Origin of the sequence: Pedobacter sp. BMA, assembly GCF_001027745.1 — a bacterium.
GTDB lineage: Bacteria > Bacteroidota > Bacteroidia > Sphingobacteriales > Sphingobacteriaceae > Pedobacter.
Genome location: NZ_LECU01000013.1, coordinates 1 through 16,570 on the forward strand (window position 1 = coordinate 1; position 16,570 = coordinate 16,570).

General features: G+C 45.3%; 2 protein-coding genes. Both read right to left on the reverse strand.

All coding sequences use genetic code 11. From position 1 onward, the window contains the following. On the reverse strand, window positions 1–128 hold a 128-nt coding region (locus AB669_RS22610), incomplete at its 3' end, for a type IX secretion system membrane protein PorP/SprF (protein WP_369799794.1). Window positions 129–182: 54 nt separating this feature from the next. After that, window positions 183–16,376, reverse strand: coding sequence for a Calx-beta domain-containing protein (locus tag AB669_RS22285; protein WP_231582729.1), 16,194 nt, complete (start codon window positions 16,374–16,376; stop codon window positions 183–185). Window positions 16,377–16,570 lie beyond the last annotated feature (194 nt).

The following is a 16,570-nucleotide window of genomic DNA, read 5'->3' on the forward strand; positions in this document are numbered from 1 at the left end:
TAAGCCGGATTGATGTAAATCCCGTTGAACATATACTGACTGTACTGCGCATCCTGCTGAGCAGATGCAGGCCTTAACATCAGTAAAAATGATCCTGTTATTAACAATATAAATTTCTTCATCATCATAATATCTTAAAGGGAAACCAGGCTTTAACACCTGGTTTCCCTAAGCCTCTTATCTTAATTTTTAAATGCTCTGATTAACGTAATGTAACCTTTAAACACTTCAACCTCGTCGCTGCCTGCTCTTTTAACACGTAACAAGTAGTAGTAAGTACCTTCATTCAATCCTTCGCCAGTCCAGTTGTTCTGGTAGTTTTTAGAATGGAATACTTCATTACCCCAACGGTTCACAATCTGCAATTCATTAGATTGATATTGATTTAATCCTCTGATCTCAAACACATCGTTGATGCCATCACCGTTAGGTGTAAATAAGTTTGGCACTGTGATGTTTGCAAACGTTGCGGTGAATGTTACTGCGGCTACATTTGTGTAATAACCAAAAGCATCTTTCACTCGGTATGTAAACGTATCCTCACCTACAAAACCAGGGTTAGCCGTATAAGTAATTGTTCCATCCGGATTCACCACTACTTTACCATGTTGAGGCTGACTTACAATTTCAACAGTGAGCATATCAAAGGTAGAGTTACCCGGATCGTCGTTAGCCAATATATTAATTGTTTTTGGCGACCCGGATACATTGCCACCGATGTCATCAACCGCCCGTGGAGATTTAGGGAAGTTAGTTACCGTAGGCGTATTGTTGTTCTCAAGCGTTCCGGAAACATCAGATACATTTGCACCTCCCGTTGTTTTCGCGTTCACAGTTGCGGTATTGGTTACCGTACCCAGGTCTTTATCAGCCTGTGTTAAAGTGTACACTTCTACATCGGTAACCGTTGCATTTGGTGCTAAGCCTCCGGCAACCGTAATCACCTTATTGGTAATGCCCAGTTTCGCATCTGTTAAATTAATGGTATTCAAAGTAACTGAACCTGTATTTTTAATTGTAAAGGTATAAGTAACCTTGTTACCACTAAACGTTGCGGTTTTAATCAACGCAATGGCACCATTGTTTGGTATACTGGTAACTGTTGGCGTATCATTTGTTTCAGCAGTACCAGAGATATCAGTAACTGGTAAGTTAGCTGGTGTTCTGGCATTAACATTTGCAGAGTTGGTTACGCTTCCTGCATCTTTATCTGCCTGAGTTAACTGGTAAACATAAGTATCCGTAATAATTGCTCCCGGAGCCATATTTCCTGAATACGTTTTGTTTAAACCAAGTTTTGCATCAATCAGATTGACAATATGTAGGGTAACGTTTCCAGTATTCTTAATGCTAAAGCTGTAGGTAATGCTGTTACCATCGGTACTTAACGTTCCTGTTTTCACCAGGGTGATTGTTGAAGCTGGCGCAATTGGCGTCACTGTTGCATCATTCGCCGCCGGAGTATTCGGATCATCAGAAACCTTGCTGATTGTACCTCCGTTTGGTGTCGAAGCGGTTGCACTTGCCTGGTTACTAAATGAACCATTATTCACTTCAGTCAATGTCAGGGTATGTTTCGCTGTAACAGTTACACTAATTCCCGGAGCAAGGCTTGCAATACCTGCAGGTAAAATTGAACCCGCATCAGCGCCAACATCTGTCACCGTAATACTGGTTAAGGTAACATTACCTGTATTGGTTACGATGATGTTATAATTAATCACATCACCTGCTTTGCTGACTGTATTAGTGGCTACTTTCGTTAAGCTAAATGCTGGTGCAGCCGTTGCTGTGATGGTTACCGGAATCGTTACTGGAACACTTCCGCCTTTTCCGTCACTCACTGTGATGGTGAACGAATCAGTGCCTGAATAACCAGTAGCTGGTGTGTAAGTGTAGGTTCCATCTGCATTTACGACTACTGTTCCGTGTGCCGGTGTTGTAGTTAATGTAAATGTTAACGCATCGCCATCTACATCACTTGCCGTTACTGTACCTGTTTTAGGGGTATCTTGCAGTGTTGTGATTGCTGGTGATGAAGCAACGGGCGCATCATTAACTGAAACTACTGTCACATTAATGGTTACCGTTGTTGTTCCACCTTTACCATCGCTTACTGTTACCGTAAACACCTCTGGCCCGTTGTAGTTGGCAGCTGGTGTGTACGTATAAGTTCCGTTTGCATTTAATACTACTGTACCATGAGCTGGTTGCGTAGCTATCGTAAATGTTAGCGGATCGCCGTCCACATCGCTTGCTGTAATGGTTCCGTTGACAGGCGTATCCTCATTTGTAGAAATGGCTGGCGCACTTGCCACAGGCGCATGATTTACTGGTGTAACTGTAACATTCACGGTTACGATTGCTGTCCCGCCTTTTCCATCACTGATCACAACAGTAAATGCATCAGTTCCTGTGTAATTTGGAGCCGGTGTATAAGTGTACGTTCCATCAGGATTCATTACTACAGTGCCACGACTTGGTTGTGTAGTTACCGTGTAGGTCAATACATCGCCATCAGCATCTGTTGCCGTAATTTTTCCACTAGCTGGCGTACCCTCGCTGGTTGTCAATGCTGGTGCACTTGCCACAGGAGGTACGTTTGTTGCGGTTACTGACACATTTACGGTTACTGTGGCTGTACCACCTTTACCATCGCTTACTACAACTGTAAACGTATCGTTTCCGCTGTAGTTATTGTTCGGCGTATAAGTGAACGTTCCGTCAGGATTCACTACCACTGTCCCGTTTGCAGGAGGAGTGCCTACCGTGTAGGTTAACGGATCACCATCTACATCGGTTGCAATAATGCTGCCGTTCACCGGAGTATTTTTCAGGGTGTTTACATTAACCGGAGTAGTTGCTACCGGAGCATCGTTAACTGGTGTTACCGTAATGTTCACGGTTGCATTGGTTGTTCCGCCTTTACCATCGCTCACCGTTACCACAAAACTGTCTGTTCCATTGTAATTCAGTGCCGGGGTATAGGTGTATGTTCCGTTGGCATTAAATACCAGGGTACCATGTGCCGGTTGTGTGCTTACCGTAAAGGTTAATGCATCACCGTCGGCATCTGTAGCCGTTACTGCTCCACTGTAAGCTGTATCTTCATTAGTTGTAAATGCCGGAGCCGTAACTACCGGAGCTACATTTGTTGGCGCTACCAATACATTCACCGTTACGGTTGTTGTACCACCTTTACCATCGCTTACTACTACTGTAAACGTATCGTTTCCGCTGTAGTTGTTGGCTGGTGTATAAGTGAATGTTCCGTCAGGGTTAACTACCACTGTACCATGTGCCGGCGCTGTACCTGCTGTATAAGTTAACGGATCACCATCCACATCAGTAGCAGTAATAGCTCCGCTTACCGGTGTGTTTTTGTTGGTGGTTAAGTTAACCGGAGTGGTAGCTACCGGTGCATCGTTAACCGGGGTAACCGTTACGTTGATAGTAACCGGAGTTGTTCCGCCTTTACCATCGCTTACTGTTACCACGAAACTGTCGGTTCCGTTGTAATCCTTTGCTGGTACATAAGTATATGTTCCATCAGGGTTCACCGTCACTGTACCATGCGCCGGAGGCGTAGTCACCGTGAAGGTCAATGTATTTCCATCAGGATCTGTTGCCGTGATGGTACCGTTGGCAGCTGTGTCTTCCAGTGTAGTAATAGCCGGAGCGGTTACTATCGGAGCACGGTTGTCTCTGATGTTCACAGTTGCAGGTACGGTGCTTGCAGTAATCAATGCATTGCTTGTTGCAGCAGTCATGGTTAAGATTACTGTTTCATTACCTTCATTCAGGATATCATCCAGTACCGGAACCGATAAGGTTACCGATGTTTGGCCCGCAGGGATGGTAATCGTTGTACCTATTGAAGTATAATCTGCACCGCTTGTCGCTGTTCCGCTTACGGCAAACTTAATCTGCGTATCAGTTGACGCAGGACTACTTAAAGTGAAGGTAAACTGACCCGGTGTGCCTGGTTCAGCACCATCTGCCGTAGCTGTTACGGTTACTGTTGCAGTGTTGCCATCAATAATGTTGATGGTTGCCGGACTGGTATTTACATTAACCAGCGGGTTGTTACTTACTGTTAAGGTTGCTACTACCGTTTCGTTACCTTCTACAATCGCATCTGCCAGTACCGGAATGGTAATCGTAGCCGATGTTTGTCCCGCAGGAATGGTTACCGTTTTAGGTGTTACCGCCGTGTAGTCCGTTTCTTCGGTCGCCTGTCCGCTTAGGGTAAAGGTTAGTTGCGTATCGGTATCCGATGGTTTGCTTAAAGTAACGGTGAAGTTTCCGCTGATCAATCCATTTTCATTACCATCGTTAGCTGCTGTAATGCTGGCTACAGAACTATCATTATCGATAATGGTTGTAGTTGCTGTACCTGTCACAATGCCTACCAGTGCAGTGCTTACATTGCTGATCGAAGCACTGAATGTTTCATTAGCCTCAATCAGGTTATCGTCAATTACCGGAACCGTAAAGGTTAAGGTAGTTCCTGTTGCCGAGCCTGCAGGGAAGGTCAATGTTCCACTGGTGGCTGTGTAATCTAAACCAGCTGTAGCCGTTCCGTCAGCTGTAGCGTAGGCTACTGTAAATGCATTCTGTACGGCATTGCTCAATGTTACCACAAAGGTAGCTGTACCTGCGTCTTCATTAACTGTAGGTGCAGTAGAAATGCTCACTGTTGCGGTGTTATTATCCACAATATTAATGGTGGCTGGTACATTGCTGATTGTAATCAATGGATTGCCTGAGCTTACCAGTGTTGCAATCACAGTTTCAGGTCCTTCAACCAATCCATCAACCTGTACAGGGATAGTAATAGTTGCCGAAAGCTGTCCAGCCGGTATGGTTACCGTTTTGGTAGTAATCGCCGCGTAGTCGGTTCCTTCAGTAGCTGTTCCACTTAAAGTATACGTGATCTGCGTGTCCGTTGCCGAAGGATTGTTCAAACGAACCTCGAATGTACCATTAAGCGGTCCTGCTTCATTGCCGTTTGTACCGGCAACGATGGTGGCAATAGATGAGCCGCTGTCAGTGATATTTACTGTAGCAGGTGTAGTGCTTGCCGTGATTGCAGGGTTATTGGTTACCGCGTTCATCGTTAAGATCACCGTTTCTGTTCCCTCTAGCAGGTTATCGCTTAATACTGGTACCGATACCTTGGCCGTTGTTTGTCCGGCTGGGATAGTTACGGTATTGCCAATTGAAGTATAATCTGTTCCACTGGTTGCTGTTCCGCTTACCGTGTAAGTAATCACTGTAGGCGTTGTTGAAACATTGCTCAAAGTAAATGTAAACTCACCTGCAGTATTTGGCTCAGCGCCATCTGCTGTAGCAGCCACAGTTACCAATGCAGTTGTATTATCGGTAATGTTGATGGTTGCAGGAGTAGTATTTACGACTACCAGTGCACTGTTAGAAGCAGTTAAAGTAGCTACCACCGTTTCAATTCCTTCAACCAGGTTGTCTGTTAATACAGGGATGGTAATGGTCGCTTTGGTTTGACCAGCAGGAATGATTACCGTTTTGGTTGCGATGTTTGTATAATCAACACCTTCAGCTGCACTTCCACCCAAGGTATAGCTAATTTGTGTATCTGTAGATGAAGGGTTACTCAACTCAATCGTAAACGTACCACTCACTGGTCCGGCTTCACTACCGTTGGTACCAGCTACGATTTTAGCTGTTGCCTGGTCGTCGTCGGCAATGGTAATGGTTGCCCTACCGTTTGCGATGGTCACCAATCCACCGCTCACATTGGTTATGATACCATCAAATGTTTCTGTTGGCTCCGCAATGTTATCATCAATAATTGGCACGGTGAAAGTTAAGGTTGCACCGGCAGCCGAGCCTGCAGGGAAGGTTAATGTTCCGCTGGTGGCTACGTAGTCAGTTCCAGCTTTCGCTGTTCCGTCGGCTGTTCCGTAATCCACATTAAATGCATCCTGTACTGCACCACTTAACGTGATGGTAAAGGTTGCCGTACCTGCAGATTCGTTGATGTTGGCCTGCGATATTGAAATACTCGCTGTTACATTGTTATTATCAATAATGTTGATGGTTGCAGGGGCATTGCTAACTGATACGAGAGAGCTGTTTGTTCCTGTTAAGGTTAACTCTACCGTTTCGTTACCTTCTACAATGTTATCGGTTACCACAGGAATCGTTACCGTAGCGGTGGTTTGTCCCGCAGGGATAGTCACCGTTTTGGTAATTGCCGTGTAGTCCGTTCCCTCTGTTGCTGTACCGCCCACACTGAAAGTAATCTGTGTATCAGTTGATGACGGTTTGCTCAAGGTGATCGTGAATGTTCCGCTTACCGGACCATTCTCATTTCCATCTACTCCCGGAGTTACCGTAGCTACTGAAGTATCGTTATCAGTAATGCTTACGTTAGCCGTTGCGGTTGCAATGGTTACTACACCACCAGTGATGTTGCTTAAGCTTGCACTAAATGTTTCTGTAGCCTCAACAACGTTGTCATCATTGATTGGTACCGTAAACGATAGCGTAGTGCCAGCGGCCGATCCGGCAGGGAAAGTTAAGGTTCCGTTAGTTGCGGTGTAGTCTGCTCCTGCTATTGCCGTTCCGTTGGCCGTTGCATAATCAACGCTAAAGGTATTCTGTACAGCTTTACTTAATGTTACCCTGAAGGTTGCAGTTCCTGCGCCTTCATTAATTACCGGTGTAGATGAAATGCTCACTGTAGCGGCATCTTCATCTAAGATGCTGATGCTTGCCGGAGTTGTACTTACCGTAATAGCCGGATTACTCGAATTGGTTAATGTCGCAATTATGGTTTCCGTACCTTCAGCCAGGTCATCAGCCAATACCGGAATGGTAATGGTTGCTGTTGTTGCACCAGCCGGGATCACAATCGTTTTGGTAACTGCACTGTAATCCGAGCTTTCGGTAGCTGTACCACCTAATGTAAAGGTTAACGTGGTTGGCGTAGCCGATGGATTGCTTAAGGTTATTTTAAACACGCCACTTACCTGGCCGTTTTCATCACCATTGGTATCAGCTGTAATGGTTGCAACAGCTGTATCATTGTCGGCAATGGTTACCGTAGCAGGGCTTGCACCTATTGCTACATCCGCCCCCTGAACATTGCTCAATCCAACGGCAAACGATTCAGAATTTTCAACGATGTTATCGTCGATAATCGGAATCACCACATTCAGTACTGTACCTGCAGGTGAATTGGCAGGGAAAGTTAATGTTCCGCTGGTGGCTGTAAAGTCAAGTCCTGAAGTTGCAGTTCCGCTTGCTGTAGCATAATCTACAGTGAAGCTGTTCTGAACCGCAATGTTTAACGTTACCGATAAGCTTACTGTTCCTACCGATTCAGGCACGCTTGCTGCATTGATTGAAATGCTCACGTTCGCCGTATTCGCATCAAGAATATTGATACTTGCCGGTGTATTATTTACTGAAATTGCAGGATTGTTCGATGTACCTAAAGTTGCTACAACGTTTTCAATCGGTTCAGCAATTGCATCCACCAATACAGGGATACTAACGGTGGCGCTGGTTTGTCCTGCAGGGATGGTAATGGTTTTGGTTACCGTAGTGTAATCTGTGCCTTCAGTAGCTGTACCACCTAAAGTAAAGGTAATATCAGTTGACGTAGACGAAGGATTGCTCAGGCTTACGATAAATGTTCCGTTAACCGGACCAGTTTCGTTACCATTGGTTCCCGGCGCAATGCTGGCAACAGCAGTATCGTTGTCGGTAATGCTTACCGTAGCTGTTGCGGTACCAATAGTTACCGCTGCACCCTGAACATTGCTGATTGTAGCGCTGAATGTTTCAGTTGGTTCAACCAGGTTATCATCAATTACAGGAACGGTAAAGGTTAAGGTTGCACCGGCAGCAGAACCTGCAGGGAATGTTAAAGTACCCGCTGTTGCGGTGTAATCTGTTCCCGCTGTTGCTGTACCGTCAACCGTTTTGTAATCAACAGTAAAGTTGTTTTGAACGGCAGCACTTAAAGTTACCGTAAAGGTAGCCGTGCCTGCATTTTCATTAATTACCGGAGTAGTTGAAATACTTACAGTAGCTGTACTGTTATCCAGGATATTAATGCTTGCAGGTAAATTGCTCACACTAATCGCCGGATTATTTGAAGATGCCAGTGTTAACGTTACCGTTTCAGTTCCCTCAACAATCGCATCAGCCGTTACCGGAATGTTGATAGTTGCTGTAGTAGCACCTGCCGGGATGATAACCGTTTTAACGATCGTACTGTAATCACTTCCTTCGGTTGCTGTACCGCCTACCGTAAAGGTTATCGCAGTTGGTGTTGCCGATGGATGGTTTAGACTTACAATGAACGTTCCGTTTACAGGACCGTTTTCATTACCATCTACACCACGCATTACTGTAGCCACCGCCGTATCGTTATCAGCGATATTGACCGTTGCAGGTGTAGTACTTGCTGTAACCGACGGATTGCTGGTAACAGCAGTCATGGTTAAAATTACCGTTTCTGTTGGTTCAACAATATCGTCATCTAATACCGGAACCGATACCGTTGCAGTAGTTTGTCCGGCAAGGATCGTTACGCTACTACCTATCGAGGTATAATCAGTACCTCTGGTAGCAGTACCTGTTACCGTGTAGTTCACCACTGTGTTTGTTGATGACACATTGCTCAGGGTAAAGTTAAATAAGCCTGCATTGTTAGGCTCTGCACCATTTGTTGTTGCTGCCACAGTTACCGTAGCCTGCGTATTATCAGTAATGTTGATCGTTGCAGGTGTAGTGCTTGTAGTTACAGCGGCATTGTTTGTCGATCCAAGGCTGATGATCACAGTTTCAGTACCTTCAACAATATTATCGGTTAATACCGGAATGGTGATGGTTCCTGTGGTAGCACCCGCAGGGATAGTAATTGATTTTAATACAATCGGCGTGTAGTCCGTTCCTTCTGTCGCTGTACCGCCAACTGTGTAGGTTATGGTAGTTGGCGTAGCCGATGGATTGCTTAAGGTTACAATAAATGTACCGTTTACAGGTCCGTTTTCTGATCCGTTAACTCCCGGAGCAATCGATGCTACCGAGGTATCGTTATCAGTAATATTTACCGTTGCAGGGGTAGTACTTGCGGTAACAGATGGATTGCTGGTTGCAGCAGCCATCGTTAAGATTACTGTTTCTGTTGGCTCAACAATATTATCATCCAATACCGGTACAGTCACAGTTGCTGTAGTAGCACCCGCCGGGATGGTAACAGTTGTACCAAAAGCAGTGTAATCTGCTCCGCTGGTAGCGGTACCGATTACTGCGAAGGTAATCTGTGTAGCCGTGGTTGATGGGTTGCTCATGGTGAAGGTGAACAATCCGTTAGTAGCTGGCTCTGCACCGTTCGTGGTTGCCGCTACGGTTACCGTAGCTGTAGTGTTATCTGTAATGTTGATCGTTGCCGGTGTATTGCTGATCGCTACCAGTGGATTAGCACTATTGGTTAGGGTAGCAATTACGGTTTCAGTACCTTCTACCAATGCGTCGGCTAATACCGGAATGGTGATGGTACCTGTAGTTGATCCGGCAGGGATTGTAATGGTTTTGGTTACCATAGTGTAATCCGTTCCTTCAGTAGCCGTTCCGCCTAAAGTAAAGGTTAGCGTAGTAGGTGTACTTGATGGATTGCTTAAGGTAACTGTGAATGTTCCGTTAACCGGACCGTTTTCACTTCCGGTTGTTCCTGCTGTAATGGTCGCTACAGTAGTATCATTATCAGTAATGTTCACAGTTGCCGGTGTAGTACTTGCTGTAACCGCTGGGTTGCTGGTTGCAGCAGCCATCGTCAACACGACAGTTTCTGCACCCTCGGCAATATTATCATCCAATACCGGTACCGATAAGGTTACCGAAGTTTGACCTGCCGGGATGGTGATACTGGTTCCGATGGCAGTGTAATCTGCACCGCTGGTAGCTGTACCACCTATAGTAAAGTTAACCTGTGTATCGGTTGTAGATACGTTACTTAAAGTGAAGGTAAATAATCCGGCTGTTGAAGGCTCTGCTCCATCATTGGTAGCCGCTACCGTAACTGTTGCGGTAGTGTTATCGAAAATGTTGATGCTTGCAGGTGTGTTGCCTATTGTTACCAATGGATTAGAGCTGTTGGTTAACGTTAATACAACAGTTTCTGTGCCCTCAACTATATTATCTACCAATACCGGAATGGTAATCGTGCCTGTAGTTTCACCTGCAGGAATCGTAATGGTTTTAGTTACAATGGTACTGAAATCGCTTCCTTCAATAGCTGTACCACCTAAAGTATAGGTAATGGTAGTTGGCTGAGATGAAGGGTTGCTTAAGGTTACGGTAAATGTTCCGTTAAGCGGTCCGTTTTCGTTACCCGCAATACCAGGAGTAACTGTAGCTACTGATGCATCGTTATCTACAATGGTTGCTGTAGCCGTAGCATTGCTGATTACTACTACCCCACCGGTAATACCACTTAGGGTAGCCGTAAAGGTTTCAGATGGCTCAGCAATGTTATCATCAGTAATGTCAACTGTGAAAGTCATGGTTGCTCCGGCAGCTGATCCCGCAGGGAAAGTTAAAGTGCCCGATTTCGAAGTATAATCTGCACCGGCAATGGCTGTACCATCGGCAGTAGCATAGCTTACACTAAAGGCATCCTGTACAGCATTGTTAAGCGTTACGGTAAAGGTTGCAGTACCTGCTCCCTCGTTCACTGTTGGCGTAGTAGAAATACTTACGCTGGCAGTATTGGCATCCAGAATGTTGATGGTTGCCGTAGCCGGGCTAACTGTTATTGCAGGATTACTTGAAGTACCCAGAGTAGCAATTACGGTTTCTACCGGTTCAGTCACTGCATCTGTTAATACCGGAATGGTAATGGTACCTGTAGTCTGACCCGCAAGGATGGTAATGGTTTTCGTAGTGATGGTTGAGTAATCCGAACCTTCAGTAGCCGTACCACCTAAAGTATAGGTAATCTGCGTATCTGTTGATGATGGTTTGCTCAGGGTAACCACAAATGTTCCGTTCACCGGACCGGTTTCATTACCGTTAACACCCGGTGTAATGCTTGCCACCGATGTATCGTTATCAGTAATAGTTACCGTAGCAGTACCCGTACCAATGGTTACCAATGGTGTAGATACATTGCTCAATACCGCATTGAATGTTTCATTCGGCTCAACCAGGTTGTCATCATTAATTGGCACCGTGAACGTTAAGGTAGCTCCCGCTGCAGAATTTGCAGGGAAAGTTAAGGTTCCGCTGGTCGCAATATAGTCTAATGCCGTACCCGCTAATGCTGTACCGTCGGCAGTAGCATAATTCACTGTAAAGGCATTTTGTACCGCAGTACTCAATGTTACGGTAAAAGTTGCTGTACCGGCAGCTTCGTTTACACTGGTAGGTGTAGCCGAAATACTTACTGTTGCTGTATTGGCATCAGTGATATTTATTGTAGCTGGCGTAGTATCTACTGTAACTAATGGATTTGTAGATGTACCTAATTTAGCGATTACCGTTTCAGTTCCTTCCACAACAACATCTGCCAGTACCGGAATGGTAATGGTAGCCGTGGTAGCACCTGCCGGAATGGTTACCGTTTTGGTGGTAATGGTACTGTAATCGCTGCCTTCAGTAGCTGTACCGGTTAAGGTATAAGTAATGGTAGTTGGCTGCGATGACGGATTGCTCAATGTAACGGTAAATGTTCCGTTAACCGGACCGCTTTCATTACCCGCAATACCTGGCGTAATTGTAGCCGTAACGGTATCGTTGTCTGTAATATTTACAGTAGCTGGTGTAGTGTTGGCTGTAATTGATGGATTACTGGTCGCAGCAGTCATCGTCAAGATCACAGTTTCATTTCCTTCGGCAATGTTATCATCCAGTACCGGAACCGACAGCGTTGCTATAGTTTGTCCGGCAGGGATGGTGATCGTTGTGCCTAATGAGGTGTAGTCGGCACCACTTGTAGCTGTTCCGCTTACTGTAAAAGTAATCTGCGTAGCAGTTGATGCTGCATTGCTTAACGTAAAGGTGAACTGACCTGGTGTGTTAGGCTCTGCCCCATCCGCTGTTGCAGCAACAGTTACCGTTGCTGTGGTGTTATCTGCAATATTGATGGTGGCAGGCGTATTGCTCACTGTCACAGCAGTATTGTTAGCAGCTGTCAGAGTTGCAATTACCGTTTCTGTTCCTTCAACAATATTATCTGTAATTACCGGAATAGTAATCGTTCCTGTCGTCTGACCGGCAGGAATAGTAATGGTTTTGGTGGTAATGGTTGAGTAGTCTGAACCCTCTGCAGCCGTACCGCCCAAAGTATAGGTAATCTGTGTATCAGTTGATGAAGCCTTGCTCAGGGTAACCGTAAATGTTCCTGCCACAGGGCCGGCTTCACTTCCGTTTGTACCCGGTGCAATTGAAGCTACCGCAGTATCATTATCAGCAATGGTTACTGTAGCCGTAGCTGTTCCAATAGTAACCAGGTTACCGGTTACATTGCTGATTGTTGCATCGAAAGTTTCGCTGGCTTCTACCAGATTATCATCAATGATTGGAACGGTGAAGGTTAACGTTGCTCCTGCTGCAGAATTAGCAGGGAATGTTAATGTTCCACTGGTCGTAGTGTAATCGCTGCCCTGCATTGCTGTACCATCCACTGTGGTGTAGCTTACATTAAACGCGCTTTGTACCGCATTGCTTAAGGTTACTGTGAAAGTAGCTGTTCCGGCATTTTCGTTTATGCTGGTTGGTGTAGCCGAAATGCTTACAGTAGCCGGATCGTTATCAGTAATCGTACCGATACCTTCAGCCTGTGTAATTGTAGCAGGCGCACTTGCTCCGCTTAAGGTTACTTTAAAGTTTTCTGAGGCTTCGGTTACATTATCATCCGTGATGGCAATTAAAATCGTTTGTGTTGCACCACTTACCGATCCCGCGGGGAAAGTAACTGTACCGGTTTTAGCCGTATAGTCAGCTCCTGCCACGGCAGTATTGTCCGAAGTAGCGTAATTCACCGAAATTGCATTCTGCGTATTTCCGGTTAAGGTTACTGTAAATGTCATGGTTCCGGCATTTTCAGCAGCGGTTACACTGTTGATTGCCAGGCTCACCACATCATCATCAGTAATGGTTGCCGTACCTGTTGCTCCGGCAGCAGGAATAGTTACCGGCGAACCTGCGCTTACGCCGGTTAATGTAGCCGTAAAGGTTTCAGTTAATTCGGCAATGTTATCGTTAAGTACCGGAACATCAAAAGTTTGTGTTGCTCCGCTAACCGATCCCGAAGGGAAGGTTACCGAACCTGTAGTGGCCGTGTAATCAGAACCTGCAACAGCAGTACCGTTAGCCGTGGTAAAGTTTACGGTAAAGGCATTCTGAACATTACCGGTTAAGGTTACTGTGAAAGTAGCTTTACCTGCATTTTCCACAACAGTTACATTATTTACCGCAACCGTAGCCACATCATTATCTGAAATATTTACAGTTGCAGGTGTGTTATTTGCTGTAATCGCTGCGTTGCTGGTGGCAGCAGTCATGGTTAAGATCACCGTCTCTGTACCTTCAGCCAGGTTATCAGCCTGCACGGTTACCGGAAGGGTTACCGAAGTCTGTCCTGCCGGAATAGTAATTGTGGTGCCTAAAGCACTGTAATCCGTTCCGCTTGTAGCTGATCCGGTTACGGCAAAGGTTACCTGTGTATCGCTTGTTGACGGGTTAGTTAACGTGAAGGTAAATAATCCGTTTGTTGATGGCTCAGCTGCATTCGTAGTGGCTGCTACCGTAACAGTTGCCGTCGTATTATCAGAAATGTTGATGGTTGCCGTTTGATTTGCCGGTGTCGGGCTAACCGTTGCAATTGCACTGTTTGTAGAAACCAGGTTGATTACTACGGTTTCCGTTCCTTCTACCAGGTTATCGGTTCTCACCGGAATGGTAATCGTTCCTGTAGTTGCTCCTGCAGGGATGGTAATGGTACGTGTAATCGCTGTGTAGTCATCACCTTCTGTAGCAGTACCACCTACATTATAGGTGATCTGTGTATCGGTTGACGATGGATTGCTCAGGGTTACGGTAAATGTTCCATTAACCGTACCGTTCTCGCTTCCGCTAATACCGGCAGCGATTGATACCGTTGCGGCATCGTTATCTGCAATAGTTGCCGTAGCTGTAGCATTGCTGATCACTACAGTTCCTCCGGTGATACCACTTAAGGTAGCCGTAAAGATTTCGTTAGGCTCGGCAATATTGTCATTTAAAATCGGCACAGTAAAGGTCAGTACAGTTCCTGCCGGAGAATTAGCCGGGAAGTTTAAAGTACCTGTAGTCGATGTATAATCCGATCCTGCGATAGCAGTTCCGTCAGCCGTAGCATAATTTACACTGAATGCATTTTGTACCGCATTATTTAACGTTACACTAAAAGTAGCAGTACCCGCCGACTCATTTACAGTTGGCGTAGTAGAAATACTCACACTTGCTGTGTTTGCATCGTGAATGGTGATGGTAGCTGTTTTATCAGCCGCCGTTGGTGTAATGGTTACCAGTGTGCTGGTTGTAGACACCAAATCAACCGTTACATTCTCTGAATTTTCGGTGATGTTATCTTGTTTAACCGGAATGGTAATTGTACCTGTTGTCGCTCCCGCAGGAATGATAATAGTACGTGGAATAGCTGTATAATCATCGCCTTCGGTAGCTGTACCACCTACTGTATAGGTAATCTCCGTATCAGTTGACGATGGTTTACTTAAAGTGATAATAAACGTTCCGTTTACAGGACCGGTTTCATCGCCGTTTACGCCTGCAGCAATACTTGCTACCGAACTATCGTTATCAATAATGGTTACTGAAGCTGTACCTGTAGCAATGGTTACCAGTGGTGTGGATACATTGCTCAGTACCGCACTGAATGTTTCATTGGTTTCAACCAGGTTATCGTTATTGATTGGAACGGTGAAGGTTTTGGTTGTACCTGCTGCTGATCCTGCATCGAAAGTAATCGTACCCGAGGTAGCAATGTAATCGAGTGCCGATCCGGCTTTTGCTGTACCATCAGCAGTTGCATAGTTCACGGTAAAGCTGTTCTGCACCGCTGAATTCAGAGTAACGGTAAAGGTAGCTGTACCATCTGCTTCGTTTACACTGGTTGGCGTAGCCGAAATACTCACCGTTGCCGCATTGTTATCAAGGATATTGATCGTTGCGGTTTTATCTGCAGCTACTGAAGTTACAGTGATCGACGGGTTGTTGGTAGAACTTAATGTAGCTACAACAGTTTCTGTACCTTCAACCAATGCATCCGTTTTAACCGGAATGGTGATGGTGGCGGCAGTCGCATTCGCAGGAATGGTAATTGTTTTGGTTACTGCAGTATAGTCATCGCCTTCTGTTGCTGTTCCTCCTAAAGTGAAGATTACATCTGTCGGTGTAGAAGATGGAGCACTTAAGGTAACAGTAAAGGTTCCGTTAAGCGGACCGTTTTCATTGCCGTCAACACCAGCGGTGATTTTAACCGTTGCATTATTAATATTTGTAATGGACGTGTTTACAGCACTATTACCTAGTGAAGCAGGACCTGTTATTGAACCAATATTTGCAGTGTATGTTTCTGCTGGTTCAACCAGATTGTCGTTAATGATAGCAATACTAAATTGTTGTGAACCACTTGTAGCGCCGACAACAGATCCTGCAGGGAAAGTTAATGTAGCAGGTGTAAATGTATAATCTGCTGCACTTGCTGTAACAGGCGTTATGCCAGTCTGAACTGTTACATCCGTAGCCAGAACTGTTCCAGGTGTACCGGTTAATGTAACGGTATAAACTGCATTAGTACCTTCATTCACACTAGCTGGGCCGCTTAATACCACAGTTGGATAAATGGTAACATTTACCATCACCGGATCACTCACTACCCCGTCTGGAGTTGCTAAGATATAGGTATAAGAATCGGTTCCAGTGTAGCCTGTATTTGGCGTGTAAGTAATTTCACCTGTTGTGGTGTTCAACGTTGCTGTACCATTTGTTGGGCTCGAAGCCAGGTTTACTGTTGTACCAATACCACTCGCTCCGTCGTTAGTTTTTACGTTAGTAGTTACAGGCGTATTAACTAACGTGTTGATGTTGTCAGTAACACCTACTGGTTTAATTCTAATAGTAAATGTATTAGGACTAACATCCACACCGCCATCATTATCTTTTGCAGATAAAGTGAATGTAGTCGCACCAGTAGTAGTACCGTTTGGTTTGAAAGTTAAACCATTAGCCTGGGCTACGCTTAATTCCTGACCAGCGGTAACCGCTGTTGTTCCATCAGCAAGGTATAAAGTACCTTTTGCTGGTAAAGTATTGATCACATAAGCTACAATCGTACCATCTGTATCCGTTCCGCTTGGATCATCGATCGCTACAGCAGTGACAGTAGTACTTGGAATAGTAGCCGTGTTGGTAATGTTATTAGTGCTTGGTAAATTGTTACCAATGTTGATGGTAAAGGCATTCGGACTTAAATCAGTACCGCCATCATTATCTCTTGCAGATAAAGTGAAGG